Consider the following 21,554-nt stretch of genomic DNA (forward strand, 5'->3'; position numbering starts at 1 on the left):
CGTTCGCTGTACTGGGACTCCTTAACAGAGTCATCAGGAACGAGCGCATGCCAACCTTACCCGCCCCGACAGAGCAGGGGCTACACACCGCATTGATCAAGAACAGCTTGCCCGGCTGGATTGCCCGCAGCGCGGCTGCGGACATCCGACGCTTGAAGCCGGGCCTGCTGCCCGGGCGCGTCCCCGAGGATGCACCACCTGCCTGGCTCAGTAACGCGCCCCAGGGGTTGCGCCAGGCATTCGCCGACAGCCAGTTGGCCAGTCGCCGCGCCCACGAGCGGCTGGCCAAGACTCTCGACGGCCTCAAGGGCATCACCGAGTTCGCCCAGCCGCTGCTGGAAGACGCCTGGCGCAAACGGTTCGGTGAGGTACCGGACGTCCACAAGCACCAGTTGCACTACCTGCGTTACCGTCAGGTGCCGCAACAGCATTCGCTGTTGCAGGCAGCATTGCTCAACTTTGAAGGCAATGAAGACTTTGCCGATATCGCCCTTGAGCAAACCAGCGCGCTGGCCCCCGAAGGGGCGTTGTTCACCGAGTACTACGGCGAAATTCTGAACGACCATTCACGCCGGGCCCGCTATCGCTACCGCGAAAAGCTCGCCGTCACCCCGGACCAGTTTGCCGCGCTCTGCCGCACGCTGGACCTGGGCCGGCAATACCAGGCGCATTTGCAACAAGTGTTCGAGGACGCGGGCACCAAGGCCATGGTGCGCGAGCAGATGATCGAGGCGCACAAGAAACTGCTGGCCGTCAGGCTGCACACGGCGCGGATGAAGAACGAAATCAGCGACAGTGCCTATGCCATGCTCAACGCCTTACTGGCCGGTACCGAACGGCCGCAGTTGGATGGCAAGCCCGTCGCCTGCAGCCAATTGGCGATTCTCGGCTGCAAGGTGGGTGAAGTCGTACTGATCGGGCCGGGCGTCGGCGCGATGGCAGATGCCCGGCAGCCGTTGGGCTGGGGCACTGTGCTGGTGCCCGGCGCCTCGCTCGGGGAGTTGCTGGTGCCGGCCGCGGCCGACCAGCGGCTGGTGGCGTGGATCCCCGGTGCGCCGTTGTACCCGCTCAAGGAATACCCGTCGATAAAGGCGTTCGAGGCGGAACTGGCGATCAACCTGCGCTCCCCGGAGTATCAGCGGCTGTTTGCCAGCCTGGTGCCGCAAGACGAAGCCCCGGCTTTCCTGCAACGACTGAAGACCAAGCTCTTTACCTTCGAGTGGAACTCCAGAGGCTACATGGAGCAGGTCTACGACCCGAACGTCAACCTGGCGCGCCGCGAAAGCCTGATCAGTGGCGAGCTGTTCGGAGCGCTCTATGACAACCACCTGCAACGCCTGAAAGATAACGCCAGAACGCTCGCCGTACCCACCGCCGAGGCGGATCGCAAGGCTGCCCAGGAACGCCACGAACATTGGCTGAGTATTGGCTTGAATGTGCTGAACATGGCGGCCTTTGTCGTGCCCGGCCTGGGGGAGGTGATGCTGGCGGTTATGGCTGTGCAACTGGGCCTGGAGGTCTACCATGGCATCGAGGCGTGGAAGGAAGGCGACATGGATGCCGCCTGGGGACATCTGGAGTCGGTGGCGCTGAACGTGGCCTTCATGACCGCCCTCGGCGGTTCGACGGCCCTGGCCGGTCGCGCGCCGAAAATCCAGGTGTCCCGCTGGGTGGATGGCCTGGTACCGGTCAAACTGCCCAGTGGTGAGGCTCGGCTGTGGAAACCGGACCTGGCGCCGTACCGCAGCGAGGTGGTGCTGGCCCCGGCTGTCAAGCCCAATGCCCGGGGCCAGTACGAGAGAGGCGGCAAGATTTATGTGCGTATCGGCGAAAACCTGCATGAAAAGGTCTTCGACAGCCGAATCCGCAAGTGGCGGATCAAACACCCGGAAAATCCCGAGGCTTACCAACCGATCCTTGAACACAACAACGCCGGTGCCTGGCGGCATGTGCATGAGCAGCCCTTCAAATGGGACCGCCTGACCCTGTTGCGACGACTGGGGCCTGCCACTGAAGAATTCTCTGATACGACACTGGGCATTATTGGGGATATCAGTGGGGTCCAGGATGACGTGTTGCGCAAGGCGTATATCGAAGGCAGGCCGCTGCCCGCCGTGCTGGCCGATACCCTGGAGCAGTTCCGCAGCCAGCCAGTGGCGGACACGGCGCCGCTGGCTGGCGATGAGGCGGTGCTGCAACGGCGCTTCCCTGGATTGTCCAGGCGAGCCATCCAGGAAATCCTTGATACCGCCAGCGAACCGGAGCGCTTGCAACTGCGCAGTCAGCGTGGAGCCTCGGCGCGCCTGGACAATGCCGCTCGCCGCGCAGTCCAACAAGGCCGCCTGAGCCGTGCCCTGGCGGGGCTGCATCGTCTGGCCGACGCCGGTGCCGACACTGACCGCCTGGCCCTGCATTGCCTGCAACACTTGCCGGGCTGGCCCACCAATCTGCGCCTGGAAATGCGCTTTCAGGCTGTCGAAGGACCGTTACTGAACAGCATTGGCCCGCAAGATGCGCCGCTGCGCAGATACCTGGTCAAGCAGGGCGAAGCCTTCCAGGCCTACGACGAGCGCGGTGTCGCGCTGAACAGCCGGACCACCGGGCGGCGTAATTTCTTCCAGTCCGTCGTGCATGCGATCCCCGCTGCGGCCCGACCTGGCCTGGACATGCCCGTGGCGACCCTGGACCGGGAACTGCAACAGGCGGTGGCCAGTTATGCCACCCGCCGCCGTAGCCAAATGTTCAATGTGCTCGGCCTGCGCGCACCGCGTTCGCGACCCGTCTTGACGGGGGCGGGGGGCGTCCTGGGTTACCCGTTGAGCGGTCGGGGCAAAGGCTTTGACGTGGATGCATCGCTGACGGCGAGGGTGCAGGCGCTCTATCCGAACCTCAACGCCGGGCAGGCCAGCGATTTTGTCCTGAGCCGATTGCAGGCCGGTGAAAGCGCCCAACAGATCTTCACCCTGTTGGGAAACCGCCAGCGTGAGTTCGACCTGTTGCAGGCAGAGCTTGATCAGTGGACCGCCGCTGCTGCCGGGCAGGCGGGCGGGGCCAGCCAGCAACAACGGGTAGCGGCCGACATCATAGGATGCTGGCGCCAGGGCATTTACCGCGAGCGGCCGCCCCAGAGCATTCTGTCGTTGGGCAGCGTGACGGACCTTCCGCGCCTGAGTGCAGACTTTTCCCATGTGCAGGCGCTGAGCGCACATGCCGAGCTTTTGTTGGGTGATCAGGGCGTGCGTCTGGCCGATCAGTTTTCCCGGGTGCGACACCTTGAGGTGTTTCTTGACGCAACGCCGGGCACCGGACTGGTCGACGGGCTGAACCGCTTCGTCGATCTCAACCAACTGACGTTGAATGGTCGGGACGTGGCCTATTCGGTCCCCTTCATTCAACGCCTGGGGGCAATGGAGCGCTTGCACAACCTGTCCGTCGCGGGGCTTTCGCAAAACCTGGACGTCAGCCCCCTCACGCACCTGCGCTCGTTGCGCATGGAGGGCTCGGTGCAGGAGTGGCCACAGGGGGTGACGTCACTTGAGCACCTTGAGAGGCTCGACCTGTGGCGAACAAACATCCGTTCGGTACCCCCGTCGATGCTCATCGGGCATGAACGATTGTGGCGCGGCCTGAACCTGCGGTGGGCCGCGTTTGACCGCCGGGAATTCATGGCGGTGTATGAACATGTGCGGGGCAATCCGGCTCACCTGCTCAATGAGCAAGCCCTGGTGCAGGGTTACTGTGAAGGCGTGATGGACCGCTTGAAAAATGTGCACTGGGGGTTTGGCATAGACGTTGTCTCTCAGTTCCGGCAGCAGGGTCTGACCACTGAACAGATACTGGCTCGCACTCACCAGGTACTCGACGAACAGCTCGCCCTGAGCCGGGACCTGCAGGAGTGGGCGGCCAGGGAGTTGCGGGTTGACCGCCGGCAGGTGGATGTCTTTTACCGCCAGCGCGCCGCCGAGCGGCTCCTGGACAGTTGGCGTGAAGGCCTGGGGCCGCGGCTTGCGCCGTCGGGCATGTCGGCGCGCTCCAACCTGCCGACCGCCACACTGAACCTGTCGGGGGGCGTGCTGGGCGACTTGCCCGGGTTGCCGGCGGCCGCGTTCGCCCATGTCAAACAGGTCAACCTGAGCGGCACCCGGGTTTCGATTGAGGCGCTGAATGACTTTCTCGGCGCATTCAACGCCATTGAAGACTTGAACCTCAGTGCCAGCAACCTGGCACAGCTGCCGTCGGCCCTGGACAACTTCACCGCCCTGCGCCAGTTGGATCTTTCCCACAACCAACTGAGCATCATCCCGTCCATCCAGCAACGCTTGAGCCGCCTGACGGCTCTTGAAACCCTGGACTTGCAATACAACCGTGTCGCGAGCCTGGATCTGCGTGGCCTCAACGCCTTGCGCCACTTGAACCTCAGCCGCACTGGAATCACCGAATGGCCTGAGGGTGTCCTGGACTTGCCAGTCCTGGAAAGCCTGGACCTGAGCCACAGCGCTATCACCCGGGTGCCCGCCCAGGCGCTCACCGGCCACGACACGCTGATGCTCAAGAGCAACCTGCGGGGTTGCCGACTGACTGCCCGGGCCTGCGCCGACATCCTGGCCTTTGCGCAACGCACCCTGCGGGAAAATCCATTGGGCCTTGATGTGGAATTACTGCCGTTGGTGGGGCCGGAAATCTACCTGCACAAGCCGCTGGGCATTCCCCAGGAACAGCTGCGCATCGGCCGGACCGGCGGCGATCCGGAGTATTTCCCGGTCAGGGTCACCGACGACCCCGGCCAGTTGCTGTTGCCCCTGCACGTCGAGAACGGCGACGCGCAAGCACGCCTCACTCCGGCGGCGCGCCTGCAACAACTGGATCCTGCCTTGAGCAGTGCCCAGGCGGTGGCGCGCATTGATGAATGGCTGGCCGCCGGCCTGGGCGCCACCGGCGTCGACACACGCCTGTTGCAGTTGCGCGCCGAGCATCAACGCTTGAGCCGGGTGTTGAACAGTTGGATCGACATCGAAGGTTATCGCGAGGGGGGCGGCTGGGTCAGTGCCCTCGACCGTCGTCGTGCCGCCGGCCGGCTCCTTGAAAGCTGGCGCCACAACCTGCGTGCCCGGCCCGAGGTGCCGCCGGTGGACGGGCGCGAGGTACTGGACCTGTCCGGGTTGTATCTGGGCGACCTGCCGACGTTGCCGGCTTCAATGAGCCACGTCAGCGTGCTCGACCTCACCGAGGTGAAGCTGACGGAGCAGGGGTCCAATGGGTTCCTGGGCAGTTTCCCCCACCTGCGCCGGCTTGTGCTCAACAAGAATGGCCTGGCGCACCTGCCCGAGGTGATCAACCAATACACGGCGCTGACTCATCTCGAAGCCACCTACAATGATTTGCGCGACGCTGTGGAGCTACAGGCACTGCTCGGCCCGTTAAGTGCGCTGGAATGGCTCGACCTTGGCGAAAACACCCTGGCCAGCCTGGATGTCAGCGGCCTGCGCGGGCTGACAAACCTGGACCTGCACAACAACGTCCTGGAGGAATGGCCGGCCGGGGCATTGGAACTGCCGCGACTGCGCACCCTCGACCTCAGCAATAACCAGATCGAGACCATCCCGGACGATGCCCTGTTACCTCGCCACAACCTCCTGATGAGCAACACCAACCTGACGGACAACGGGCTGGAAGAACGCGTGTTCGAGCGCCTGAGCGACTTCCTCGAGGAAACGGGGTTCGGCCTGGGCTATACCCGGGAGCAAATTGATCGCGAGCTCGATGGCTTCCTCCTCAGTACCAGTCACGAGGAAGCGGATCTGAGCGGTGAGCTGCATCCGGAGCTGCTGACGCCCGCAGCACAGAAGGCCCAGTGGTTTGCTGGCGTGGCGGCCGACTCCAGCAAACACGCAGTCTGGGAGTCGCTCAAGAGCGCTGACGACAGTGAGGATTTCTTCTACATCATTTCTCAGCTGAAAAACGCCCAGGACTTCATCACCGACCGCCCTGAGTTGACGCGCCGGGTATGGGAGGTGCTGGAGGCCGCCGAGCAACGTCCGGCGTTGCGCGAGCAACTGTTCGGCAAGGCTCGCGGCATGCGGATCAACGCGACCTGCGGTGACGGTTGGATCCTGCTGTTCAGCGACCTTGAAGTCAGTGTCTATGAGTTCAAGGCCCTGGAAACCGTGGAGCCCGGAAAAGAAGGCGCGGCGCTGTTCAAGCTGGCCAGAAGCATGATCCGCCTGGAACAGACTGAAGCCACCGCCAGCCGCGTGGTCAGCCTAAAGCCCAGTGTTGACCCGGCGGAAATTCGCCTGGCCTACCGCATCGGCCTGGCCCAACGCCTGGAGTTGCCGCGCCAGCCGTCCGGCATGCTGTACCGCAACCTTTCCCAAGTGAAACAGGCCGATATCGACCAGGCCTACGCCAGCATCATCGGCCGGGAGGCGACCGAGGCGTTCACGGCCGATCTGGTCACGCGCCAGTACTGGGTCGACTACGTGCAGAAGCAATACGCCGCCGACTTTACGACGCTGGCCCAGACCCAGGCCCGCGAGGCTGAAGCCCTGGAGGATCGCTATCCGGCGTTTGGTGCGCAGTACGAGGCGCAAGCCGTGGTATTGGCCAAGCAAAGGACTGAGCAACGCCAGGCCCTGCTGATTCGCCTGTCCGAGCGGGAGAGAGCAGCACTGAGGCTATAACAGCCTGTGCCCCGGCGGCAGGTCCGGAAACGGGCCTGCCGCGCCTCAGTGGTCGTAACCCAGGTTCGGCGCCAAGGTGCACAAAAACAATTATCTACCTGCGAAGGCGCTCGCCTGTTCGCTGTACTGGGCCTCCCTAAAGCGTTCTCAGGAAGCCGCACATGTCTACTCCACCTAACGCCCTCGCGGACGAAAGCTTGCACACCGCCCTGATCACGGAACGCCTGCCCGCGTGGGTCGCCCACATGGCCCCCGTCGATGTGCGCCGGCTCAAACATGGACTGTTGCCCGGCAGGGAGCGGCCTGCCACCAAGGTTCCGCTCTCGCCCGCATTGAACAAGGCACTCGATGACAGTCGCAAGGCCAGCCGTCAGTCCCGCGAAGCCTTGGCCAAGGGCCTTGGCGCGCTGCAAGGCATTGTCGAATTCGCCCAGCCCAAGCTGGAAGCGGCGTTGCGCGAGGCGATGGGCGAGGCCCCGGACGTCAACAAAAACCAGCTGCATTACCTGCGGTATCGCCAGGCCCCGCAGCAGCATTCGTTGTTGCAGGCAGCGCTGCTGAACTTCGAGGGCGATGAAGACTTCACCGATATCGCCCTCGAACAGACCAGCGCCCTGGCGCCGGAAGGTGCGCTGCTGACCGAGTACTACGGCGAGGCGCGGGCGGATGGCTCGCGTGCGGCGCGTTATCGCTACAGCGAAACCCTGTCGATGACTCCACAAACCTTTTCCACCCTGTGCCGCACCCTGGACCTGGGGCAGCAATACCAGGCCCACCTGGCGCAGGTGTTCGATGCCGCTGCCACTCGGGCCGTGGTGCGGGAGCAGATGATTCGCGCGCAAAAAGACCTGCTGACGGTACGCCTGTATACCGCATGGGCGCAGGGCGACATCGGTCCGGCGGTGTTTCTCATGTTGCGTGAAGTGCTGGCAGGTACTTCGCGGCCGCTGCTGGATGGCGAGGTCGTACGTTTCGGTCAACTGTCGATCCTGGGCTGCGAGCTGGGGGAGGTGCTGCTGATCGGGCCGGGTGTCGCACCGACCCGGTCCGTGATCCCGCCCTTGTTTCCTGGGGCAGGTGTGAGCGGGCTGCTTCCCGTGGCGCCTGATACGCGGGTGGTGGCCTGGATTCCGGGCGCGCCGCAGTGCCCACTCAAGGAATACCCGTCTATGCAGGCGTTCGACAAGGAACTGGCGGTGAACCTGCGCTCACCTGCCTATCAGCAGTTGTTTGCCAGCCTGGTACCTCAGCAACAGGCGCCGCAGTTCCTTGAGCGCCTCAAGGAAAAACTCTACACATTCACCTGGAACCCGCGAGGCTACAAGGAGCAGGTCTACGACGAGCAAATCAACTTGAACCGGCGAGAACGGTTGATCGAGGGGGAGTTGTTCGGCGCGCTCTACGAGCGGCATGTACAGCGCCTCAAGGACAATGCCAGAACCCTGGCGGTGCCCACTGCGGAGGCTGACCGAAAAGCCGCACAGGCACGCCATGCTCACTGGTTGAGCATGGGTTTGAACACATTGAATGTGGCCGCATTCATGGTGCCCGGCCTGGGGGAGCTGTTGTTGGCGGTCACGGCGATTCAGTTGGGCCTGGAGGTCTATCACGGCATCGAATCCTGGCAGGAGGGCGATATGGATGCGGCATGGGAGCACCTGGAGTCGGTGGCGCTGAATCTCGGGTTCATGGCTACCCTGGGTGGGGCGGCAGCCCTCGCTGGCCGGGCGCCCGCTATCCAGGTGTCGAAATGGGTCGATGGGCTGGTGCCGGTGAAGTTGCCGAACGGCGAAAGGCGCCTGTGGAAACCCGACCTTGCGGCCTACCGCAGTCATACCGTTCTGGATGCATCACTCAAGCCCAATGCCCAGGGTCAGTACGCGCAGGACGGCAAAATGTATGTGCGCCTGGGTGAAAGCCTTTATGAAAAGGCTTTTGATGCGCGGACTCGAAAATGGCGGATCCAGCATCCGAACAATCCGGCCGCGTACCAGCCGATCCTCGAACACAACCAGGCGGGTGCCTGGCGCCATACCCATGAACGCCCACTGGAATGGGACCGCCTGACCTTGCTGAGGCGCCTGGGTCATGAAACCCAGGGAATCAGCGATGCAACGTTGAGCGCCCTTGGCGACATCAGCGGCATCAGTGATGACCTGTTGCGCAAGGTCCACATAGATGGTTTGCCGATGCCTGCCGTGCTGGCCGATACGTTGCAGTTGTTTCGCGGCGCGCCGCCACAGGCTGCACTGCTGTCTCCCGAGGGCGCAGTGTTGCAGCGCCGCTTTGCTTCTTTGTCCCGAGGCGCGATCAACGAAATTATCAGTACGGCCAGCGATAAGGAACGCCTGCAGATACTCGGCCGAACCGGTGTTGCGCCGCGCCTGGATAACCTGGCGCGGCGTGCGGTGCAGCAACGTCGCCTGAGTGGTGCATTGGCCGGCTTGTACCTGCCGGCGCTCGCCAGCCTGGACAGTGACCGGCTGGCGTTGCATTGCTTGCAGCAACTGCCGGGCTGGTCTCCCACGCTGCGCCTGGAACTGCGCGCCGACAACCCCGGTGGGCGCTTGCTGGCTGAAGTCGGGCCTGAAGACGCGGCAGTGCGCCGTTACCTGGTCAAAAAAGGCGAGACATTCCTGGCGTGCGACCTGCAGGGGGCTCCTCTTAACAGTCCGGTCCCCGGCAGTCGTAATTTCTACCCATCAATCGTCCATGCCTTGCCTGTGACCCTGCGCCAGTCACTGGGTTTGCCGCTGGCCAGCGCGGACGTCGATTTGCAGCAAGCCCTGGCACGGTATGCCACGGCACACCGCCTCGAAATGGCCGCCGTGCTGAAGATACGCGCGCCCATGGCTCGCCCGGCGTTGCGTCTGGCGAGCGGGTTATTAGGTTATGCCCTGAGCGGCCGGGGTGCGGCCCAGGCACCCAATGCCGCCCTGGCGGCCAGGGTTCGCGATGTTTACCCCAACCTCAGCGATGAGGCGGCCCAGCTGTTTGTGCAAAGCCTGTTGCAGGCCGGCCAGCGCCCCCCACAGATCTATGAGTTGATTGGCAACCGCGAGCGCGAACTGACCCGGTTACGCATGACCCTGGATCAGTGGGTGACGCAAAACAGTGCTCAGGCGGGGGCACAACATACGGCCGACACCCTGATCAATTGCTGGCGCGAAGGCGCGTACCGGGGCTTGAAACCCCATGCCTATCTGTCACTGGGCAAGGCCGGTAACTTGCCGGCGCTGGATGCTGATTTTTCCCATGTGCGAGGGTTGGGTGTAAGCGGTGAAACCTTGGCGGACACGCAGGGCGTCAGGCTTGCGCAGCAGTTCCCCAACGCCGAAGTCCTGAATGTGTTCACCGAGCCCGCCCATGTCGAAGCGATTGCCACGGGCCTTGGGCTGTTTCCCAAGCTTGAAGAGTTGTCGATCGACGGCTGGGGCCTGACCTACTCGCCGGTCTTTTTGCAACGCCTTAACACGTTAAGCCAGTTGCGCCGGTTGGCCCTGACGGGCGCGCTGGAGGCATTGGATGTCAGCGGCTTGAAACAGCTGCTTGCCTTGCGGGTGGCGGGCGCCCTGAAAGAGTGGCCGGTAGGTGTTCTGACGTTGGACAAACTGGAGACGCTCGACCTGTTGGCGACCGGGATAAATACCATGCCGGCGGCAATGCTTGAGGGCCACGAGCGCCTGTGGCGTGGCCTTACCCTCAACTGGGCAGCGTTTGAGCGGCGTGCGTTCATGCCGGTGTATCAGCACGTGAAAAACCACCCGGGGCATTTGGTGGATGAAGTGCTGATGGTGGACGCTTATTGTGAAGGCGCGTTGCGACGCCTGAAAGACAGCGACCCGGCGTTTGCGCCCAGTGCCTTGGCGTACCTGCGGCGCCATCGGTTGACCAGTGACGCCAAGTTGACCCGTGTGCACGCCTTGCTGGATGAACATGCAACCTTGCAGCAGGCGCTGGAAGAGTGGCAGGGCAGGGAAGTGGAGGTCGACCGGCGACCGGTGGACCCGCTCAATCGTCAACGTGCGGCAGACAAGCTCATGGCTTACTGGCGCGATGGCCTCGACCGACGTTTTGCCTCCCCCCGTGAGGTGGCCGGGCCTTCTTCGCCAGCCGCCTCCGAGGGGGTCATGCTGGACCTGTCGGGTACGGTACTGGGGGATTTGCCGCCGATGCCGGCCGCAGCTTTTGCCCACGTGCAGCGCTTGAACCTCGCAGGCACCCGGGTTTCAGTGGCGGCATTGAACGATTTCCTCCCCCAGTTCACCCAAATCCACGGCCTGGACCTGAGCCGCAGCAACCTGATGGACCTGCCGGCGTCCCTGACGCAGTTGAGGTCTCTCAAACAGCTGGACCTGGCGCACAACCAGTTGACGATCACTGAGGCGATACAGCAGCGCCTCAGCGCCCTGGTCACGCTTCGAGGGTTGAACCTGGATTACAACCGTGTGGGTACCCTGGATGTCAGTGGGCTCAACCAGCTGCGCAGCTTGAACCTGAGCCACACCGCGACCACCGCCTGGCCGACAGGTTGGCTGGCATTACCCGAACTGCGTCAAGTGGATCTGAGCTACAGCGCTATTACCACGATCCCCCAGGCTGCACTGACCGGCCATGACCTGCTGATGCTGAGCAGCAACGTGCGTGGCTGTCGCCTGACCTTGCCGGCCTGTGCCGACATACAGCGTTTTGCCCTGCGTACCTACCAGGACAATCCGTTGAACGTCGCACCGGCCATGCTGCCGGTTTTTGGCCCGAGCTTTTACCTGGACAAACCCTTGGGCATTCCCCGCGAAGGGCTGGCGGAGGGCAGAACGGGGGGCGATCCGGAATACTTTCCCCTGGAGGTCACGGACAGTCCCGATCTGCTCCTCGCGCTGGAGGTAGAGGTGCCCAACAGTGAAGTTCGGCAGACACCTGCGCAGCGTCTGCAACAAATAGACCCGGCGTTGTCCACGCGCGATGCGGTACGGCGCATTGACGAACTGCTTGCCAGTGGCCTGGGCGCACTGGAGGTCGAGGCATGCCTGGTTCGGTGGCGCACGGGCTACCGGGGTATGGTGCGGGTGTTGAACGACTGGATCGATATTCGCGGTTATCGCCAGGGGGGCGGCTGGGTCAGCGCGGTGGACCGTCGTCGCGCGGCCGACAGGCTTATCGACAGTTGGCGCCATACCTTGCGGGCGCACCCCGAGATTGCGCCGGGCGATGGGCGCGAGGTCCTTCAATTGAACGACCTGTATCTGGGGGACCTGCCGGCGTTACCCGAGCCGTTGGCCCATGTGAGGGTGTTGAACCTCAACGCAGTCAAGCTTACTGAGCAGGGCTCCAATGCGTTCCTGCGGGCGTTTCCCAAGCTGCGTACCCTGACTCTCAACAATAATGGCCTGATGAGCCTGCCCGACGCCGTCGGCGAATGCTCGACACTTACCGAGCTGCACCTGAGCCATAACGAACTGCGCTATCGCAGCGAGCTGCAGGGCCAGCTCAATCGGCTGACCGCGCTGGAGCGCCTGGACCTGAGTGAGAACGTCCTCGATTCTTTGGACATCAGCAGCCTGCCTCAATTGCAGTCATTGGAACTGCGCGGCAATAACCTTCTGGCGTGGCCGCAGGGTGTCCTCCAGGCTGCGCAGTTGCGCCACCTGGACCTGCGCAGCAACCGTATCGAAACCATCCCTGAAGACGCGTTGCTGCCCCAGCACAGCGCTCTGATGTGGGGCACGGACCTATCCGATAACCTGCTGTTTGAGGAAGATCTTGCACGCTTGCGCGTCTACCAGCAGCAGACCGATTGTGGCCTGGGATTTTCCGCCGAGGAACTGGAAGACGCACTGGAGGGGTACCACAGTACCGATAGCAGCTCCGGGTCGGACATCCACCCTGAACTCTTGACCCCGGAACAACAAAAGGCCCAATGGTTCTCGGGTATTGCCGCCGATTCGGCCCGCCACCGGGTATGGAGCGTGCTCAAGCAGGCCGAAAACAGCGAGGATTTTTTCTACATCATTTCCCAGTTGAAGAACGCCCAGGATTTCTTGCACGACCGCGCCGACCTGACTCGCCGGGTGTGGGCGGTGCTTGAGGCGGCGGAGCAATACCCGCACTTGCGCGAACAACTATTTGGCCAGGCCCAGGCGATGCGGGTAAGGGCTACCTGTGGTGACGGCTGGATCCTCCTGTTCAGTGATCTTGAAGTCAGCGTGTATGAGTTCAAGGCCCTGAGGGCCCTTGCGCCCGGGCAGGAAGGCACCACGCTGTTCAACCTGGCCCGGCGCATGATCCGTCTCGATGAAGCGGAGCGCATTGCTGGCGAAGCGATCAACCGCAGCCCCGGCATCGACCCGGCGGAAATTCGCCTGGCCTACCGCATTGGCCTGGCCGAGCGCCTGGATCTGCCTCACCAACCGTCCACCATGCTGTACCGCAACCTGTCCCGGGTGACCCAGGCCAACATCGATCAGGCGTATACCGCCATTGTGGCCAGAGAGAGCACCCCGGTGTTTATGCAGGAGCTGGTCAAGCGCCCGTACTGGGTCAGCTACTTGCAGAAGCTGTACCCGGAAGAGTTTTCGGTGTTGGCCCAGGCGCATCAGGTCAAGGTAGATGCCCTCGAGGAGCTTCACCCGGACCTCAGCGCCCAATACCTGAGCGAAGTCGCAGCCTTGGACACCGAAAACCTTGCCGAGCAACAGGCACTGGCGCTCAGGCTTTCGGGGCGGGCGAGGAGGGATCTGGGGATCTGACCCGGGCGCCCAGCCGGCTGGACGCCCGGGCCAGCGCGCCACAACTTAGTTGTCGTAACCCAGGTTCGGCGCCAGCCAGCGTTCGGTCACGCTCAGGTCCTGCTCCTTGCGGGCGGTGTAGCTGGCGACCTGGTCCTTGTCGATCTTGCCCACCGCAAAGTACTGCGCCTGCGGGTGAGCGAAGTACCAGCCGCTGACGGCCGCTGCCGGGAACATCGCGTAGTGCTCGGTCAGGAACACGCCGCTGCGGCCGGCGTGCATCTCCTGGGCTTCAGGGTCCAGCAGTTGGAACAACTGGGCCTTCTCGGTGTGATCCGGGCACGCCGGGTAACCCGGGGCAGGGCGGATACCGCTGTACTGCTCCTTGATCAGCGCTTCGTTATCCAGCACTTCGTCCTTGGCGTAGCCCCAGTGCTCTTTACGCACCTGCTGGTGCAGCCACTCGGCGCAGGCTTCGGCCAGGCGGTCGGCCAGGGCCTTGACCATGATCGAGTTGTAGTCGTCGCCGGCGTCCTGGTAGGCCTTCGCCACTTCTTCAGCGCCGATGCCAGCGGTGGTGATGAAGCCACCGATGTAGTCGGTTACGCCGCTGTCCTTGGGTGCGACGAAGTCGGCCAGGGAAAAGTTCGGCTTGCCGTCGGTCTTGATGATCTGCTGGCGCAAATGGTGCAGCCTGGCAATCGGCTGGCCGTCATCGCCGTAGACTTCCAGGTCATCGTCCTGCACCTGGTTGGTCGGCCAGAAACCGAACACCGCGCGGGCGCTGATGAGTTTTTCGTCGATCAGCTTCTTGAGCATTTCCTGTGCGTCGGCGTACAGCGCCGTCGCCGCTTCACCCACCACTTCATCGGTGAGGATGCGCGGGAACTTGCCGGCCAGGTCCCAGGAGATGAAGAACGGTGTCCAGTCGATGTACTCGGCCAGGATGTTGAGGTCGATATTGTCCAGCACCTTGGCGCCGGTAAACGTCGGCTTGACCGGCGTGTAGCTGTTCCAGTCGAACTGCGGCTTCTTGGCGATGGCGGCCGGGTAGCTCAGGCGCTCGGTGCGCGCGCTGCGGTTGGAGGTGCGCTCGCGCACGTCGATGTATTCCAGGCGGGTCTTCTCGACGAACGCCGGCTTCAATTCCTTGGACAGCAATTGCGTCGCCACGCCCACGGCGCGGGAGGCGTCGGTGACGTAGATCACCGCGTCGTTGCTGTATTTGGGCTCGATCTTCACGGCCGTGTGGGCCTTGGAAGTGGTGGCGCCACCGATCATCAGCGGCAGGTGGAAATCCTGGCGCTGCATCTCGCGGGCGACGTGCACCATCTCGTCCAGGGACGGGGTGATCAGCCCGGACAGGCCAATGATGTCGCACTTCTGTTCCTTGGCCACCTGCAGGATTTTCTCGGCCGGGACCATCACACCCAGGTCGACGATGTCGTAGCCGTTGCAGCCCAGCACCACGCCGACAATGTTCTTGCCGATGTCGTGCACGTCGCCCTTCACCGTGGCCATCAGGATCTTGCCCTTGGCTTCCGGCTTGTCGCCTTTTTCCAGCTCGATGAACGGGATCAAGTGGGCCACGGCCTGCTTCATTACCCGGGCGGATTTCACCACCTGGGGCAGGAACATTTTGCCGGCGCCGAACAGGTCGCCGACGATGTTCATGCCGGACATCAGCGGGCCTTCGATCACCTCGATCGGGCGCGCGAACGACTGCCGGGATTCCTCGGTGTCTTCGACGATGTGGGTGGTGATGCCCTTGACCAGCGCGTGTTCCAGGCGCTTGTTGACTTCCCAGCCGCGCCATTCTTCGGTCTCGGCTTCCTTGACGCTGCCGTCGCCCTTGTACTTGTCGGCAATGGCGAGGAGGGCGTCGGTGCCTTCCGGGGTGCGGTTGAGCACCACGTCTTCCACCGCGTCACGCAGCTCGGCCGGGATCTGGTCGTAGATCTCCAACTGGCCGGCGTTGACGATACCCATGGTCAAGCCGTTGCGGATCGCATACAGCAGGAACACCGAGTGGATGGCCTCACGCACCGGGTTGTTGCCACGGAACGAGAACGACACGTTGGACACGCCACCCGAGGTCAGCGCATACGGCAGCTCGTCGCGGATGTAGGCACAGGCGTTGATGAAATCGACGGCGTAGTTGTTGTGTTCCTCGATACCGGTGGCGACCGCGAAGATGTTCGGGTCGAAGATAATGTCTTCCGGCGGGAAGCCGACTTCATTCACCAGGATGTCGTAGGAGCGTTTGCAGATTTCTTTCTTGCGCGCTTCGGTGTCGGCCTGGCCGGCTTCGTCGAACGCCATCACCACTACCGCCGCGCCGTAGCGCTTGCACAGCCTGGCGTGGTGAATGAACTGCTCCACGCCTTCCTTCATGCTGATGGAGTTGACGATGCCCTTGCCCTGGATGCACTTCAGGCCGGCTTCGATCACTTCCCACTTGGAGGAGTCGATCATGATCGGTACGCGAGAAATGTCCGGCTCGCCGGCAATCAGGTTGAGGAAGGTCACCATGGCCTTCTTCGAATCCAGCATGCCTTCGTCCATGTTGATGTCGATCACCTGGGCGCCGGCTTCCACCTGCTGCAGGGCGACTTCCAGGGCTTCGGTGTAGTTGTCTTCACGGATCAGGCGGGCGAAGCGGGCGGAACCGGTAATGTTGGTGCGCTCGCCGACGTTGACGAACAACGAGTTGCGATCAATGGTGAACGGTTCCAGGCCCGATAGGCGGCAGGCCTTCGGAATTTCCGGGATCGGGCGCGGTGCGTAACCGGCCACGGCCTTGGCGATGGCTTCAATATGGCCCGGGGTGGTACCGCAGCAACCACCGACGATGTTCAGGAAGCCGCTCTGGGCGAATTCCTCGATGACCTTGGCGGTTTCCGACGGCAGTTCATCGTACTCGCCGAATTCGTTGGGCAGGCCGGCGTTCGGGTGGGCGGAAACGTGGGTGTTGGCCTTGTTCGACAGCTCTTCCAGGTACGGACGCAGCTCGCTCGCGCCCAGTGCGCAGTTCAGGCCCACGGACAGCGGCTTGGCGTGGCTGACCGAGTTCCAGAACGCTTCGGTGGTCTGGCCCGACAGGGTGCGGCCGGAGGCGTCGGTGATGGTGCCGGAGATCATGATCGGCAGTTCGACGTTCAATTCTTCGAACACGCCCTGTACGGCGAAGATCGCGGCCTTGGCGTTGAGGGTGTCGAAAATGGTTTCGATCAGGATCAGGTCGGCGCCGCCTTCGATCAGGCCTTTGGTGGCTTCGGTGTAGTTTTCCACCAGCTCATCGAAGGTCACGTTGCGGTAGCCGGGGTTGTTTACGTCGGGCGACAGCGAGCAGGTACGGCTGGTCGGACCGAGCACCCCGGCGACGAAGCGCGGCTTGGCCGGGTTTTCCAGGGTCTTGGCGTCGGCGATCTTGCGCGCCAGGCGCGCGCCTTCTACGTTTAATTCGTAGGCGAGGTCTTCCATGCCGTAGTCGGCCATGGAAATGCGCGTGGCGTTGAAGGTGTTGGTTTCCAGGATGTCGGCGCCGGCATCCAGGTAGGCTTTTTCGATGCCGCCGATCACGTCCGGACGGGTGATCACCAGCAGGTCGTTATTGCCCTTGACGTCGCTCGGCCAGTCGGCGAAGCGTTTGCCACGGTAGTCCTGCTCTTCCAGTTTATAGCTCTGGATCATCGTGCCCATGCCGCCGTCGAGGATCAGGATGCGTTCCTTGAGGGCTTGGTGGAGGGCTTGCAGACGAGCGCTACGATCGGGCATGGGACTACTCTGGTCAGGTATTACGGAGGGCGAAGATCATAACAAACCTGTGCGCTTTTAGAGCATGTGCTGGGTTTGCATGAATATCGCTCATGTTGGCGGGGGCGTTACATCGGTAGAATCGACGGGTTTTTCACTGCACGCATTGAATCGGGACCGGAAACATGTCACTTCGCCTCATCGTCAGCGCCGCGTTTGCGCTGTTCGCCCTTACCGCACAGGCAGAAGGTCCCGCCCCGGCGATCTCCTATACCCGTGACATCCAGCCGATCTTCACCGAGAAATGCGTGGCCTGCCACGCCTGCTACGACTCGGCCTGCCAGCTCAACCTGGGCAGTGCCGAAGGCGCCGCACGTGGCGCGACCAAGGTGCCGGTGTACGACGGCGAGCGCAGCCAGGCCAGCCAGCCCACCCGTTTGTTCTATGACGCCTTCGGCAAAGCCGCCTGGCAGCAAAAGGATTTCTACTCGGTACTCGACGCCCAGGGCAGCCAGGCCGCACTGATGGCCCGCATGCTGGAGCTGGGGCATAACGCGCCGCTTGCGCCCAACGCCAAGCTGCCCGACGACATCGTGCTGGGCCTGAGCCGCGAAAACACCTGCCCGATGCCGGGGGAGTTCAACGCCTACGCAGGTAACCACCCGAAGGAAGGCATGCCCCTGGCCGTCACCGGCCTGACCGACCAGCAGTACCAGACCCTGCAACGCTGGCTGGCCTCCGGCGCACCGATCGACGAACAAGGCCTGGCCCCGAGTGCCAAGGAAGCCTTGCAAGTGCAGCAATGGGAAAACCTGTTCAACCAGCCCGGGGCCCGGGAAAGCCTGGTGGCGCGCTGGTTGTTCGAGCACCTGTTCCTTGCTCACATCTACTTTGAAGGCGGCGAGCCGGGGCATTTCTTCCAGTGGGTACGCTCGCGCACCCCGAGCGGGCAGCCGATCGACCTGATCAACACCCGCCGCCCCAACGACGACCCGGGCACCCAGGTGTACTACCGCCTGTGGCCGGTGCAGGGGGTGATCGTGCACAAGACTCACATCACCTATCCGTTCAGCGCCGAGAAGATGGCCCGGATCAAGTCGCTGTTCTATACCGATGACTGGCAGGTGCAAGCCTTGCCGGGCTACGGGCCGGGCCGGCGTGCGAACCCGTTCGAGACCTTCGAGGCGATTCCGGCCAAGGCGCGCTACCAGTTCATGCTGGATAACGCCGAATACTTCGTGCGCACCTTTATTCGCGGGCCGGTATGCCGGGGCCAGATCGCGACAGACGTGATCCGCGACAACTTCTGGACCTTGTTCCAGGACCCCGACCACGACCTGTATATCACCGATGCCCGCTACCGCGGCCAGGCCACGCCGTTGCTGGCGATGCCGGGGCAGATTGACGATGTGGGCAGCGTGCTCAGCCTCTGGCTCAAATACCGCGACAAGCGCAACGAGTACGAAGCGTTGCGCCGGGACAGTTATGCCGACCTGCCGCCGCCGAGCTGGTCGAGCCTGTGGGCGGGCAACGACAACGCCTTGTTGAGCATCTTCCGTCACTTCGACAGCGCCTCGGTGACCAAGGGCTTGATTGGCGAAGTGCCGCAAACCCTGTGGCTGTTCGACTATCCGCTGCTGGAGCGCACCTACTACCAGTTGGCGGTGAATTTCGATGTGTTCGGCAACGTTTCCCATCAGGCCCAGACGCGCCTGTATTTCGACCTGATCCGCAACGGTGCCGAGCAGAACTTCCTGCGCCTGATGCCGGCGGACTCTCGGGATGACTTCCTTGACGATTGGTACCAGAACAGCGGCAAGGTCAAGCTGTGGCTGGACTATGAAGCCATCGACGATGACAAGCCCACGGGCCTCAAGCTCGATGAAAAGGACCCCAAGCGCGACTTCGCCAACCAGTTGCTGGCCCGCTACGTCGACCTGAACGCCAGCCCGGACCCGATCAACCGTTGCGTCAGCGCCTATTGCTCGCGTCCGGGCATTGACCCTGCGTTGCAGGACGCCGAACAGGCCCTGAGCCGCCTGACCAACCGCCCGGCGGCGGGGCTCAAGGTGATCGACCTGTTGCCGGAAGCGACCATGCTGCGCATCGAAACCCGCAGCGGCAAACGTGAGATGTACAGCCTGTTGCGCAACCGCGCCCACAGCAACGTGGCATTTATGCTCGGTGAGGCTTATCGCTATCAGCCGGGCCTGGACACCGTGACCATTTATCCCGGCGTGCTGAGCAGCTACCCGAACTTCATGTTCAACATTCCGGCGCAGCAAGTGCCGGAGTTTGTCGCTGCCATGGAGAATGCCAAGGACGCCAATCGCTTCGAGAAGATTGTCGACCGCTGGGGCATCCGCCGCAGTCACCCGCAGTTCTGGCAGTACTTCCACGACCTGTCGCAGTACATCCGCGAAACCACGCCGGTGGAAGAGGGCGTGCTGGACATGAACCGCTACGAGAATCTTTGATCGACCTTTGACCGTCGACGGCTGTCCCAAGCCATAGGCACCTGAATAACCGGTGTCGAGGGTTGGGAGAGTGGGTCGACGATGTTGATTTCAGTACAGGCACTGCGCGCCCTGGCGGCCTGGACCGTGGTGGGTCATCACTTCATGCAGATTTTCTTTGGCTTTAAGGCCGATTCGGCGCTGGGCCACCTGTTTGTCGACAAAGGTGCGGCGGGCGTGGATGTGTTTTTTGTGATCAGCGGCCTGGTGATCTTCCTCTCCACCGAGAACAAACAGCTGCCGCCCTGGCGATTCCTGCTGTATCGCCTGCTGCGAATCGTCCCGGCCTACTGGTTCTACACGCTGTTGATGGCGCTGCTGGTGGTGTTTGCGCGGCCGGTGTTGCCGGACCAGAGTGTCGATGCGGCCCATGTGTTGATGTCCTTGCTGTTTATACCTTCCGAAAATCCCGGTGGTTATGGGATGTACCCGACCTTGAATGTCGGCTGGACCCTGAACTACGAGATGCTCTTCTACGTGCTGTTTGCCTGGGCGCTGCTGTTTCGGCGGCAGTGGCGGGTGCTGGTGGTGGGCGCATTGTTGTTCGCGGTGTGCCAGGCGTGGACGTCGTTTGGCTGGATCAGCGATTTTTATCGTTCGGACATCGTGTACGAGTTCTTGCTGGGAATTGGCATCGGCATGCTCTACCGCAAGGGCTGGATTCGCCCCGGGCTGTGGCTTCCATTACTGGGGATTGCGGGGGCATTGCTGGCGATCTATCACTGGCCGGCATCGCCGCGGGCCCTGACCTGGGGCTTGCCGAGTGCGGTGCTGGTGGTGGCCTGTATCTCGATGGAACGCTATTTCGAGCGCAGCCGACTGCTCAAGGTGATGGGGGATTGTTCCTACTCGGTCTATCTGATGCACGTTCTGGTGCTGTCGGCGGGTGGTTTTGTCGCCCAGTGTTATGGGGTTAACGCCTACGTGATGCTCGGCGTGTGCGTGGTGCTGATCGCCCTTGGGTCGCTGGCCAGCTACCACTGGCTGGAAAAGGGCAGTTATCGTCGGCTCAAAGGCTGGTTCGATGGCGACGAACGGTTGGTTCTTTCCCGACAAAAATACTAGGACTTTGTACCTCGGTAATAATTTGGCGTAAACTGCCGGCAAGCCTGCGAGGAGTTTCCATGACCGCCATAACCATTACCGACGCCGCCCACGATTACCTGGCTGATCTGCTGTCGAAGCAGAACACCCCGGGCATTGGCATCCGCGTCTTTATCACCCAGCCCGGCACCCAGTACGCTGAGACGTGCATTGCCTACTGCAAGCCGGGAGAAGAAAAACCTGAAGATACGGCGTTGGGGCTGAAAAGCTTCACCGCGTATATCGATGCGTTCAGTGAAGCGTTCCTTGACGATGCGGTGGTTGATTACGCCACGGATCGCATGGGCGGCCAACTGACCATCAAGGCGCCGAACGCCAAGGTGCCGAATGTTAATGCGGATAGCCCGATTAACGAGCGCATCAACTATTACCTGCAGACCGAGATCAATCCCGGGCTGGCCAGCCACGGTGGTCAGGTGAGTCTGATTGACGTGGTTGATGATGGTATTGCTGTGTTGAAGTTTGGTGGCGGTTGCCAGGGCTGCGGCCAGGCGGACGTGACCTTGCGTGAGGGTATTGAGCGTACGCTGCTTGAGCGGGTTCCGGAGCTCAAGGGTGTGCGGGATGTGACTGACCATACGCAGAAAGAAAACGCCTACTACTAAAGGGTGTTCGCTGCGGATGTGAAAAACGGCGCCCCTTGAGCGCCGTTTTTTTATGGTTTGGGTTAGGTATGTTGTGTACATATCCGTTGCTGCGGTAACGGCCGCTTATGGTTCCGCTCTTACAGCGGGTCACTTTTGGCAAACGCCCCAAAAGTAACCAAAAGGTCT

General features: G+C 62.4%; 6 protein-coding genes. 5 read left to right on the forward strand and 1 reads right to left on the reverse strand.

What is annotated here, in order from left to right; genetic code table 11:
* Nucleotides 1–47: 47 nt before the first annotated feature.
* On the forward strand, nt 48–6,680 hold the full coding sequence (locus tag ACIOMR_RS20230; protein WP_401196022.1) for an NEL-type E3 ubiquitin ligase domain-containing protein: 6,633 nt from the start codon (nt 48–50) through the stop codon (nt 6,678–6,680).
* Between the two features lie 161 nt (nt 6,681–6,841).
* Entirely contained in the window at nt 6,842–13,426 is a 6,585-nt protein-coding gene (locus ACIOMR_RS20235) for an NEL-type E3 ubiquitin ligase domain-containing protein (protein ID WP_401196025.1), read from the forward strand.
* A gap of 45 nt (nt 13,427–13,471) precedes the next feature.
* Here ACIOMR_RS20235 and metH read toward each other — a convergent pair whose 3' ends face one another.
* The gene (gene metH / locus ACIOMR_RS20240) at nt 13,472–17,182 is read right to left on the reverse strand and encodes a methionine synthase (protein WP_401196028.1); all 3,711 of its coding nucleotides are present in this window, start codon (nt 17,180–17,182) and stop codon (nt 13,472–13,474) included.
* A 164-nt stretch (nt 17,183–17,346) separates the two neighbouring features.
* Here metH and ACIOMR_RS20245 point away from each other — a divergent pair, with 164 nt between their 5' ends.
* The 3 genes from ACIOMR_RS20245 (at nt 17,347) to nfuA (ending at nt 21,386) form a co-directional block, all read left to right on the forward strand.
* On the forward strand, nt 17,347–19,638 hold the full coding sequence (locus tag ACIOMR_RS20245; protein ID WP_401196031.1) for a fatty acid cis/trans isomerase: 2,292 nt from the start codon (nt 17,347–17,349) through the stop codon (nt 19,636–19,638).
* 81 nt (nt 19,639–19,719) lie between these two features.
* Complete coding sequence (locus ACIOMR_RS20250) at nt 19,720–20,742, forward strand: acyltransferase family protein (protein ID WP_401196034.1); 1,023 nt, start codon at nt 19,720–19,722, stop codon at nt 20,740–20,742.
* Nucleotides 20,743–20,801: 59 nt separating this feature from the next.
* Nucleotides 20,802–21,386, forward strand: coding sequence for a Fe-S biogenesis protein NfuA (gene nfuA / locus ACIOMR_RS20255; protein WP_003210817.1), 585 nt, complete (start codon nt 20,802–20,804; stop codon nt 21,384–21,386).
* The last annotated feature ends 168 nt before the right edge of the window (nt 21,387–21,554 follow it).

The sequence above is a fragment of the Pseudomonas sp. NPDC087814 genome (assembly GCF_044742865.1).
Lineage (GTDB): Bacteria > Pseudomonadota > Gammaproteobacteria > Pseudomonadales > Pseudomonadaceae > Aquipseudomonas.

Excerpts from the sequence above, each read along its gene's own strand:
- nfuA (WP_003210817.1), top strand. The coding sequence starts at position 20,802 with ATGACCGCCATAACCATTACCGACGCCGCCCACGATTACCTGGCTGAT.
- metH (WP_401196028.1), bottom strand. The coding sequence starts at position 17,182 with ATGCCCGATCGTAGCGCTCGTCTGCAAGCCCTCCACCAAGCCCTCAAG.
- ACIOMR_RS20250 (WP_401196034.1), top strand. The coding sequence starts at position 19,720 with ATGTTGATTTCAGTACAGGCACTGCGCGCCCTGGCGGCCTGGACCGTG.
- ACIOMR_RS20235 (WP_401196025.1), top strand. The coding sequence starts at position 6,842 with ATGTCTACTCCACCTAACGCCCTCGCGGACGAAAGCTTGCACACCGCC.
- ACIOMR_RS20230 (WP_401196022.1), top strand. The coding sequence starts at position 48 with ATGCCAACCTTACCCGCCCCGACAGAGCAGGGGCTACACACCGCATTG.
- ACIOMR_RS20245 (WP_401196031.1), top strand. The coding sequence starts at position 17,347 with ATGTCACTTCGCCTCATCGTCAGCGCCGCGTTTGCGCTGTTCGCCCTT.